At 47.3% G+C, this 10,726-nt stretch carries 9 protein-coding genes; all 9 read right to left on the reverse strand.

What is annotated here, in order from left to right; genetic code table 11:
* Positions 1-8 precede the first annotated feature (8 nt).
* Positions 9-1,142, reverse strand: coding sequence for an ABC transporter permease (locus J4G02_13605; protein ID MCE2395612.1), 1,134 nt, complete (start codon positions 1,140-1,142; stop codon positions 9-11).
* Positions 1,143-1,145: 3 nt separating this feature from the next.
* The gene (locus J4G02_13610) at positions 1,146-2,135 is read right to left on the reverse strand and encodes an ABC transporter permease (protein MCE2395613.1); all 990 of its coding nucleotides are present in this window, start codon (positions 2,133-2,135) and stop codon (positions 1,146-1,148) included.
* Between the two features lie 73 nt (positions 2,136-2,208).
* Positions 2,209-4,251, reverse strand: coding sequence for an ABC transporter substrate-binding protein (locus J4G02_13615; protein MCE2395614.1), 2,043 nt, complete (start codon positions 4,249-4,251; stop codon positions 2,209-2,211).
* 589 nt (positions 4,252-4,840) lie between these two features.
* Positions 4,841-5,917, reverse strand: coding sequence for a mandelate racemase/muconate lactonizing enzyme family protein (locus J4G02_13620; GenBank protein MCE2395615.1), 1,077 nt, complete (start codon positions 5,915-5,917; stop codon positions 4,841-4,843).
* Between the two features lie 50 nt (positions 5,918-5,967).
* A complete protein-coding gene (locus J4G02_13625; GenBank protein ID MCE2395616.1) occupies positions 5,968-6,807 on the reverse strand; it encodes a 2OG-Fe(II) oxygenase in 840 nt (279 codons plus the stop codon).
* A gap of 78 nt (positions 6,808-6,885) precedes the next feature.
* The gene (locus J4G02_13630) at positions 6,886-7,833 is read right to left on the reverse strand and encodes a formylglycine-generating enzyme family protein (GenBank protein MCE2395617.1); all 948 of its coding nucleotides are present in this window, start codon (positions 7,831-7,833) and stop codon (positions 6,886-6,888) included.
* Positions 7,834-8,127: 294 nt separating this feature from the next.
* Complete coding sequence (locus J4G02_13635) at positions 8,128-8,904, reverse strand: phytanoyl-CoA dioxygenase family protein (protein ID MCE2395618.1); 777 nt, start codon at positions 8,902-8,904, stop codon at positions 8,128-8,130.
* A 152-nt stretch (positions 8,905-9,056) separates the two neighbouring features.
* Positions 9,057-9,983: a peptidyl-prolyl cis-trans isomerase gene (locus tag J4G02_13640; GenBank protein MCE2395619.1), complete on the reverse strand. Its 927-nt coding sequence runs from the start codon at positions 9,981-9,983 to the stop codon at positions 9,057-9,059.
* A partial coding sequence (locus tag J4G02_13645; protein MCE2395620.1) for a peptidyl-prolyl cis-trans isomerase occupies positions 9,953-10,726 on the reverse strand: 774 nt, incomplete at its 5' end. The genes J4G02_13645 and J4G02_13640, both read right to left, overlap by 31 nt.

Below are 10,726 nucleotides of genomic sequence, written 5' to 3' on the forward strand. Positions count from 1 at the left end.
AGCGGTTCTTAATGACGATGCGGATCCGCCGCATCTCTCAAGCCATCACCCACGAAATTGAAGGCAAGCACCGCGACAATTACAGCCGCTGCAGGCGTAATAATCCACGGGTATAGAGTAACGGTGGTAACCGCTTGAGCCTCTTTGAGCAAAACACCCCAACTCGTTACAGGCGGTCGAAGTCCTATATTGAGAAAGCTCAACGAAGTTTCGGCGAGAATCATCCAAGGGATCGCCAGCGTTAAATGTACAATGATATAGGTAAATACGCCGGGTATCAGATGACGCCGAATGATGTAGCCATCTGTAGCACCACTGACCTTAGCCGCCATGACAAAATCTTGCTCCCTCAGCGAAAGCAGCTGACTTCTGACGACCCTTGCAACTCCTGTCCATCCCATAAAAGAGAGAATCACTGTGATGCCAAAATATACCAACACCGGCGACCATTCGGGTGGGACCGCTGCACCGAGTGCCATCCAAAGTGGTATAGTCGGGAAAGAGCGGAGTATTTCAACAACACGTTGTATGACAATGTCCCAAATCCCGCCAAGATAGCCTGAAATGCCGCCAAGGAATAAACCAATTATAAGCGAAAGCAATACACCGATGATTCCTACAGAGAGACTGATTCGAGCACCGTAGATAATTCGAGATAACAGATCTCTTCCCATCCGGTCTGTGCCTAGCAGAAATATACTTCCCTGCTTGTCAACACCAAACAGATGTATGTCGGTTTCAAATAATCCCCACAGCTTGTAAGTGTTTCCACGAGCGAAAAGTCTGATAGGATACTTTTTTGTCTTGTCCTCTTCATAGATCTTCTGGAAAGTTTTTTTGTCGATTGTGCGCTTAACACCGTACACAAATGGTCTGAAGTTAAAACCATTTTCGTCGAAAAAGTGGACATCTTGGGGAGGAAAGTAGGTGTATTTGGCGTGCCGATCTCCAAGCCGATATGGTGCGAAAAATTCACAGAAGATAGCAATGAAGTAGAATAGAGCTAATAGGGTTAGGCTGATTTGCGCCAACTTGTGCTTTTTGAATTGAATCCAAATCAGTTGGCGATGAGATAAAGCTGAATATAGATTGTTATCCTGTTCCGTTTTTTCTCGCTTTTTTCTTTTCTTTAAGAAAATCATTGCCTAATTTGATTCAAAATGAATTCTCGGATCAACGATAACCAATAGAATATCAGAAACAAAATTTCCAACAACTGTCAGTGATGACAAGATCAACACGATGGATCCGGCGAGAAACATGTCTTGCCCTGATAGTGCCTTTAGGAAAATGGGACCAATTGTTGGAAGGGAGAGGACGACCGAGGTGATGACTGTCGCGGATATCATTTCTGGAAGTTGCCAACCGATTACACTGATGATGGGGACTAACGCCATTCTCACAGGATATTTGTATAGAAGACGTCTTTCGCTGACCCCTTTAGCTCGCGCGGTCATAACATACTGTTGCCTTAATTCGTCCATGAGTGTTCCGCGCATGATACGAATTAACCAAGCAGTTCCAGCTGTACCGACCACGATTATCGGAACCCATAAATGACTGATAAAGTCCAGAAATTTGGCAAAACTCCACGGCTGATCATAAAATTCAGGTGAGAATAAGCCGCCGATGCTTATTCCAAAATATTGATGAAATATCCAAATCAGTACAAGTGCGAGAAGGAAATTCGGAGTTGCCACGCCAATGAAACCCAAGAATGTGAGCGTGTAGTCCCCAAAGGAGTATTGGTGTGTGGCTGCATAGATCCCAACCGGGATTGCCAGCAAGTAGGTAAAGATTAATGAAACAAAAGCGATGAGGAGCGTATAGCTTAATCGTTCCCAAATGATTTCGTTAACGGGTCTATTCCACATAAAGGAGACGCCAAAATCACCGACAAGAACACCTTGCATCCATAAGAGATACTGAATATACACAGGTTTGTCAGCCCCCAACTCCTTTCGCAGTTGCGCTTCATAGTCTGCGTCAAGCCGACTCGCATCATTTGCCATTTCAGCCATAATATAATCAACAAAATCTCCCGGCGGCAATTGAATGATGATAAAACTCACTATTGAAATGAAGACGAGCGTTGGGATCGCATAAAGCAATCTTTGGATAATATACCGTATTATCATGGTTTATTTTTTTGGCTTTTCACTATACTTGTGAGAGTTTACACCATGACTGCCTCCGTACCTACTATGATTAATTTTTGAAATAGAAGGTTTCGTATGCAATATTTTTCGGGCTGTTGTAGGCGAGTGCATACACGCCTTCCATTGAAACATTACCTAATCTCTTTGAAATAATCATGGGTTGGGGAACATCACCTACAACACCGATAACCCATAAGTTATCAATATGATTCTGGATGATTTGTTCTAAGAGTCGCTTTTGTTCAGCCTCGGTTTCTGCGACAAGTATTTTTTGGTGGAGATCGAAAAGGGCTTGCATTTCAGGGATAGGTTTTTCACCCTGTTCTCCATCATAATGGTACCACTGAGAATACAAAGGTGCCCACGAGTTGGACCACGAATCTGTTGCATAAGGGACAAAATGCACCATGGTGGAGTAACTTGGAAAATAGACATAGAGGCCAATTTGAAGTTTGTTGTCTGCCCACTTGGGCATAAGCTGCTCGCGAGCCTGATTATCAACAGCCACATCAACGCCAATCTTACCCCAATATTCCTTTAGCATTTCTGCTGTGTCAACATCTTCAGTGCCGAGCCAGCCTTGATAACAGGAAACAACGACGGTGAGTTTCTTTCCATCTGGGCGTAAGCGATATTTCCCATCCCATTTGAGTCCCATTTCATCGAGTAGACGGTTTGCCAGTTTTACATCGTATTGTGCATAATTGTTCGCCCATTTATCACGATGGAAAATGCTATTTGAAGCTGACGAAGCCTGCCTTGGTGTTAGCAATCCCATGGTCACAAGTTCGTTGGCTTCCTCACGATTAATGGCAACGGAAAGTGCTTGTCTAAAACGCACGTCCTGGAAGATTTTCCGCAGCGTCAAGTCTTCAACCGTTTGGTTTATAAATATTCCGGGCAGTGCACCAATGTGGGTATCGTAAAGCGCCACATCAAAGTTATTCTTTTCTGCATTTGCCATAAAGGTGGGAAGATTATTCGGACTGAGCCGCCGCCCCTGAAAATCGACTTCGCCGGCGGCGGCTTTCAGATTCAGCATAGTGGTGTCTTCTGTCAAAGTATGGACGATTTCATCGATGTAGGGAAGTTGATTGCCGGCACTATCAACTTTCCAGTAGTAGGGATTGCGGGTGTGCACAAGACGTTCCGGTGTTGCTTGCGTGACTTTGTACGCGAAAAGCGTTGGGTGATCTGGATTACCAACAAACCAACCTTGTCCACTGCTGCTGGACTTTGCGGACCAAAGTTGAAGCCACGTATCAAAACCGGCTTTTTTTGCTTTCTTTTTCAGCTCGCCGATGGGGGTGTATTTTGGATGGAACTGCTTGAGGTAGTGTCTCGGATATGAGGTAAAACCGAGGTAATTTGCAATCAGCGTATGAAAAAATAGATGGGGTTCCTTAAAGGTTATTTGAAAGGTATGTTCATCTAACACTTTAAGTTTCCCATACTCACCACCCGATTTATATTGAAATCCGGGGACATTTAGGATATCTTTATCAAATTGGACATCCTCCCAGTAAAACAAAATATCTTCGGTGGTGAATGGATGACCATCTGACCATTTGATTCCCTTTCGGATATGATAAGTGTATACACGACCTCCATTGGAAATTTGTGCATCCGTGACAACACAGGGAATAATTTCAGTGCCATCTTCGGACCATTCTATCAACGATTCTCCGGTCAACTTTTCAACACCCCATTTATCTGAAAAACCGAGCCACACGCGGTTCAGAGTCCCCCCATACTTACCAATTTCAGGTGGACTCAGAACCAGTGGATTCTCCGGAAGCCGCTCTTCAACCGGTGGAAGTTTCCCCTGTTTGACAAGCTCTGCCAGCATCGGTGCTTCGTTATATTCTTCTGTATGGGATACTGTGGTGAATGTGAGTGATATGCCTATTACTGCGATGAATAGTAGGCATTTGGCAATAGATACCCCACAAATACTACTGTTGGATTGGTATTTCCGCCTCTGCGTGCAGTTGACACTCAATCTTTTCACTGGGTTTGAAGGCAGGTGTAAAAATCGGGAAATCTCGATTGAGTGTGTTTCAGGCTGGCTGATAGTTGGTTTTGGTATCATACTCTCCTAAAAAACCGATTTTTATAATAACGTAAGTTTCTAGACCACCAGTAACTTGATTTTCATACCCGACATCTATTAGAAACAACCAATTTTACGACACACCTATCGCCCCGCCCCGATAAATCGGGATTCAAAGCAACTGGGGCTTGGGCGAATTGGGTTGCCAATTTCTATACACATACCGCCCCCGCTGAGGCTTTGTAGGTCGGGCAAGTCCGAGAGGATCTCGAGGCCGGGGATGCCCGACCTACGGGTATAGGGGTCAATATTATCGCGCCGCATATAACTAGGGTGCGTTGACATTTTGATGTTGCTAATTCGGTAAACGCTATAATCATCGGGCAATCTGGAAAATGTAGCGCAAACTGTTAGTTTGCGGATTGGGATCATCCCGATAAAATCGGGATGGTACAAAAGATTACTTTTATGAAATAAACTTTTGAAAAGGAGACTTTCCGATGAAAAACTGAACTGGGTTTCACCCCATCTGTGTATCAACAGGTGTTGTTAAACGACCGATCCTCTATTGGACTTGATAGGGATTGACGTTTAACCGTTCAACCCAACCCACGCGTGTTGGAGGTATTTATGCGGAGGCGACTGTCAGTTCCCTCATCTTGTCGTCGTCCAACTCGATGCCCAAGCCAGGTCCCTCTGGCGGATACAGGTGGCTTTCTTCAGCTCGGATGCGCACTTTAGCAGGTGAAACTGTATAGAGTAGGGGACCAGCAGGGTCAGCAGGAATATCAAGGTTGGGCACCGAAACCCCTAGATGCACCGCACCGGCTGTGCCTACGGTTGAATCCTGATCGGTCGAAAGCAAAGTTTTGAAGCCCGCGGCTTCGTAGGTCGGACCATACCAGATCCACGCCAAGTTAAGGACGGTGCATGCCCCGCGCTCAATGGCCTCATAGCCTTGCTCTAGGTTGCTGATGTGCAGACTTACCTGCGTATCCATCCGCTTGACAAACTCGGCGCACACTCGCAAATTGTTTGATGGTTGCTCAAAATTATACGGATTATGATGACGTAACACGTCTGCGTAGCGCAGGGCGGTCTCCCAATCGTTGAAACGTCCGGAAAAATCGAAGGCTTTGAGTTTGATTTTGTCCCCAAAACGGGCTTTCATCTCGGTGATGAACCGGTTGTCCAGATCACTGTCTCCTGAAACGTAGTAGCGAAACAGATGATGTCCCAAATCCACCAACCGCTGTAGGTAGCTGGCGTTCCGCTCAAAGCCATCCTCTAGGTGCGCCCCTATAATCGGATAACAGAAGTACACGCTTTCTCGCACTTTTCCGCCCATTAAATTGTGGGCTGGCACGCCCTGCGCCTTACCGTTGAGGTCGTACAATCCGATGTCGATGGCGGCTGTTATGTGTGCGTTACTGACTGTACTCTCAAAGTCCTGCGCCCGCATCAACTCATTAATCTCGGTAATCCGAGTGGCGTCGCGTCCAACCAGCAAATCGTTGTAGCGCTTTGTTAGCGCGCCCAGATCATCAGCCTTGCTGTCCGGTGCCTCTCCTAGCCCTACAAGCCCGTCAGCCACATGCAGCTTCACGACAACGTGACCTGATGGCGCTTCGCCTGTGTCAACGGGGTGTTTTTGGTAATAGCGTGGGGTTTCAATCTGGAATGTTTCGATTTTCGTGATTTTCATTGATTTGTCCTTTCAGTGGCTAACAATAGTGCAAAGTAACAATAGCATCATCACGACCAGACAAAAATTTCTTCATCGTCCGGGGACATGCCAAAAAAGGCAGCGAGCACAATGCGCGGTTTCTCACCTATCACCGGCGGTACTTCATGGATGTTTTCAGAGAAGAAGAAGTAAAGGTCGCCGGGCTCAAGTTGAATTTGAACACGGGGGATACCTTGGTCAGCGACATATTGGCTAAACGTGCCTGCGGTGATATATTCCCCCACGGCGGGGGTCCATGGACAGTTGTAGAGAAAAGGTTCTCCGCTTTCGTCCTCCTTTTCGGAGTTCTGGAAGCACATCACCCCAGCAAACTGATGCTGGAACCGCGCAACCTGATAATGGAACAACCTCTGCCGCTTTGCTACGGAGTCAAAGTGCGGCCCGTGTCCTCTATCGGCATAGTAGGCACGAAAAACGGCGGGACCATAGAGACGTCCGTCCGGTTCACGAGCGGTCATCACCCGCTTGTCCGGTGCCAGACATGACAACATCTCGTAGAAGGTCTTTACTGGATTATCGTACCCGTTAAAGAGGGTTTTGAAAAGTTCGTGGGTGTCGGCGGCGTAAGCGAAGAGCTTGTCGGGATCACCGCTGTACCTAACAAAGGCGGGACCAACGTACACAGGTCTATTACTTTCTTCGCTGTTTTCATTTGGGCGAGGGTCGTATGCCAAGCCACGTTCATAGAGCCTCTCTATGAGACCCGCGCAGTGATTCGGATTGAAAACTTGGCGGAGGACAATCGCCGGTACTTCGCCTGATACCAACGCATTGAGAGGATTTGGATATTTCTCTAATATTTCTTGTAGACTACCTTCAGCAGGCGTCCACTCATGGGGACCTGTCATTATTCGGTCCTTTCTTCAAATGATGAAATAATGGCATGAGAATATCACAACGCGGGTTGCCCACAAGTTAAAATAAGACTAAGGGTCAGCAGGGACTACACAACGAAAGCCAAAGTAACTGAGCGTGACCGCCGGTTCACTGCTGTAGCGGTACGCCACGCGGAGAATCTCCGGAGTGCTGTGCCACGAACCTCCGCGAAGTATGCGGCGTTCCCTAATACTATTAAAGTTATCAGGCATCAATAGTGTAATTCCACCTGACACCGGGTTCTCTTTCGGACTGTTTTCGTAAAACTCTACATCCAATTCATCTACGCACCATTCCCATACGTTTCCAGCAATGTCGTATAGCCCATAGCCATTTGGAGGATATAGCCCCACAGGAGCGGTTGTTTGGTAGCCGTCATCAGCGTTCGGATCTGACCAAGAATAGCTTGTGTTCTTATCCGCGTAGTTGCACTGACTCCCATCAGGCTCATCATCTCCCCACGGATACCGTTCCTTGACCTGTCCACCGCGAGCGGCTTTCTCCCACTCCGCTTCGGTCGGCAAGCGTTTGCCTGCCCACTGGGCATATGCCGCTGCACCGTACCAACTCACTTCAACCACAGCATACTCTTCAAATCCTGCCTTTGCTCGGTATTGCCCCCCAACCGATTCGATCATCTCATCACCGTCGCCGATATCCAGCCAGATATGACCGGTATCCCCCACATGCCTCCCCATCTCATTGAGAAATTTAGCGTACATCGCATTGGTCACTTCGTAGACATCAATATAGAAATCGTCAAGGAAGACAGTGTGGACAGGGCGTTCGTAGGTCGTACCTTCGTTGAAGGGATCGCCCATCTCAAACTCCCCAGCAGGAATCAGCACCATTTCCGCATTGTCGTTACCGACAATTTTATCGGGGTGGTCCCCATTCTCTTGTTCATCATCACTTCCACAACCCAGCCATAGTGAAGCAATCAAGATGATAAGTAGCCCCATGCTGTATGCAGATTTTCCACCAGAATCTTTGCGCATTAAACTATTCTCCCGTAGAATTAGTTTTGACTGATATGTTGAGGTGTGAAGCCAGCCCTTCAGTGAAACGAAGAGCAAGCGATTCTTGGGGGTGAGCGTATGTCGTGATGCTAGGGAGGAATTGCACTCCCTAGCGACTACTGGTAAGCACAACTTCAAGGAGTAGCAATACAGTCTGATTTCGTCGGACAACCGCTGTCATCAGCTCCCGACCTTTACGGCATGGTAGTATCAAAATGGCGTAAGTTTTCGGTTTCAGAACACTTACGCCATCGGAATTGAACATCCGCTTGGTTAGTTGAATTGAGGGATTAAGGCATCTTCACCGAAAATAGTGGGGAGAGGCTGACCCTCTTTGGTCCTAGCTGCAGCATCTATATAAGCGACGCTGAATGCCCGCCGTGGCAAACCGGTATCATTCACCGCGGAAGTGTGAATCAGGTTGACGTGCAGCAATACCCCCTCGCCCGGCTCTAATGCTAGGCTGACGGGATCCGCCACCGCGAAGAGGGCTGCCAGCTGTTCTTCCGTGGGGAAGTTTCCTTCATAGATGCGGTGATGAGATTTGGGAATTACCCTGAGACAGCCGCTATCAAGGGTCGCCGGATCGAGCGCCGCCCAGATGATAATGTCTGAAAATGTGTCAAGGTTCCGAAATACATCCTGATGCCAAGGAAGGTGAGTTCCTGTGTCCGCCGGCTTATTCATAAACATTGCACGCGGGGTAGCAATCGGAGTAGAGGAACCGTAGGCTCTAGCACAAATGTCCCGGAAGGCAGGTTTTTGCATATACGACAGGAAGAATGGGTCAAGCTCAAGTTCCGTAATCTTACGATAGTTTAACGTCGGACCTTTGTGTCCCTTGGTCATTGGTTCCATCTTACTGTAGTCGCTGGTCTTGCCATCAATTTGCATCATTATCTGATCGTAGGGGAGTTTGGCTTTTCCCATCATGATGTCATCAATGCGCTTCTGTAAAGTATCGAGTTCCTCATCGTCCATCACTCTGCCGAGCAGGAGATAGCCTTCCTCCTCAAATTGCTGCCATTGACTGTCACTGATTGATTGCATTATTTGTAAATCCTCCTAATCTTAAAATTGTCAAGTCGTGCACCGCAACATAAGCCTTGATAGTCTTGTTCGCTGTGCATCCCTAAATCCACAGCACATTGTTGAGAATTGGTTTGAAGTAAGTACCCCAAGCTGAAGGTGGCTGGTTGTTGTCACTTATCTGACTGCTCTGGAATTCGGTCGAAATATATTTTGAGTTTCGCTTTATTACGGAGTTGGGTGTACAAATTGCTCGTAAGTGCATTGCGCATTTCCGTTTGGGTGTCCGCTGTCACTATCCGCCGGACCTCTGAGTCGTCAAGCGTTTTTTGGACTGCTGGGTTATGTTCTTCTTTTCGGAAAATTGTATAGTATTGTCTGCCTTGAAAGCTGACAGTCATGATATCATCAGTGGTTTGTCCCACATCCATTGCAAAGGCGTCGTCAGTAAAGGCTTGCTGCTCCTTCGGAAAGGTGTCGCGGGCCAGGTAACCGGTATCGCCGGGGTTGAGGGGATCCGCCCCGGGACCAGTCAATTCTCCGGTATCTGACAACTCCTTCGCCACTTCGACCATATCTTTGCCCGACTGAATTGATTCAAAAATCTCCTTCGCGCGATCGCTATCCTTAAGCGTGATACAGGTTAGCCGCACCTGCTCCTCTTCGGCGAATTCGCTTTTACGCGCTTCATAGTTGGCTTGTATGTCTTCCTCTGTCACTCTGACCTTCTGCTCAACTTCGACTTTCCAGAGTTTATTGGCTAGCATCGTGTGGAGATACCTTCGGTTTTTTCTCTGGATTTCTGGCTCGTCTTCGAGTTTTCGAGCTTTGGCAAGACAGAGTATTAAGCGCCCTTCTGCCATCAGGGTCGCGTATTCTTCAAGGCGCGCTTTGTCTCTGTAGCGCTCGGGTGTATACTCTGAGAGTTCACGAATGTCCTGTATCATTTCAGCAAGCGTAATCTGCTGCTTTCCGTTGCAATCAAACTCTGCAATGACAATACTTTCGGCGTTTGTCACCGGTTCCTCTTGGTCCAGCACTGATTCAGGAATCCGTTCGGGGTAGGTTTTCAGTCCGCTTGTCGAGGTGACTTCTGCCACCCATTCAATGATTCGTTGCCGTTTTTTCTCACGCTTAACGGAGGGTTCAATATAGTCGGTATGTGCTCCTCCTTGCGGAAAATGAGGTAGTACGTTTCGTGATCCATCTCAAGTTCAAGAATCTCTTCCGTTATTTCGCCGACTTCCATATCAAAAGCGGCGTCGACAAAAGGCTGCCAGTCTTCGGATTCGTCCTTAGTAAAGAGTCCGGTGTTCCCCGGATCCAACTTGTTGCTGCCAGGACCAAACAATTTTTCTTTCTCTGACAATCCTTTTGCCAGTTCGCTGATGGCTACTCCAGCTTTGATTTGTGCCAATGCCTCCTGCGCAAGCGTTTTTTCCAAGACACTGATGCAGGTTACTCGTGCTGCTGCTTCCTCAATGTATTCCGATTTGTGTTCCTCGTAATACCGCCGCCGATCCTCCTCTGTGAGGAAGACTTTTTCATCGACTTCAATTAGCGTCAGGCGCTCGATTAAGAGCGTGTGTTTGTATTCCTGCGACTTTTTGAGTATACCTTCATCTTTATCCAACCCTTTATCTATCGCTGCGAGGACTTTCAGCTTCTCGTCAATGAACTCTGGTAGGTATTCTGTCTTCCCGGCTTTGCTTGCGTAGTTTTCCTGCTGGAAGATTGATAACTGTTCAATCGCCTCCCTGAAATCCGCAAGCGAAATCTCGATTTTTTTATCGTTCCATTGATATTCAGCCAAGATAATCTGACTTTCATCGACAGATTCGGT

It is taken from the genome of Candidatus Poribacteria bacterium, from assembly GCA_021295755.1.
In the GTDB taxonomy this organism is placed as follows: domain Bacteria; phylum Poribacteria; class WGA-4E; order WGA-4E; family PCPOR2b; genus PCPOR2b.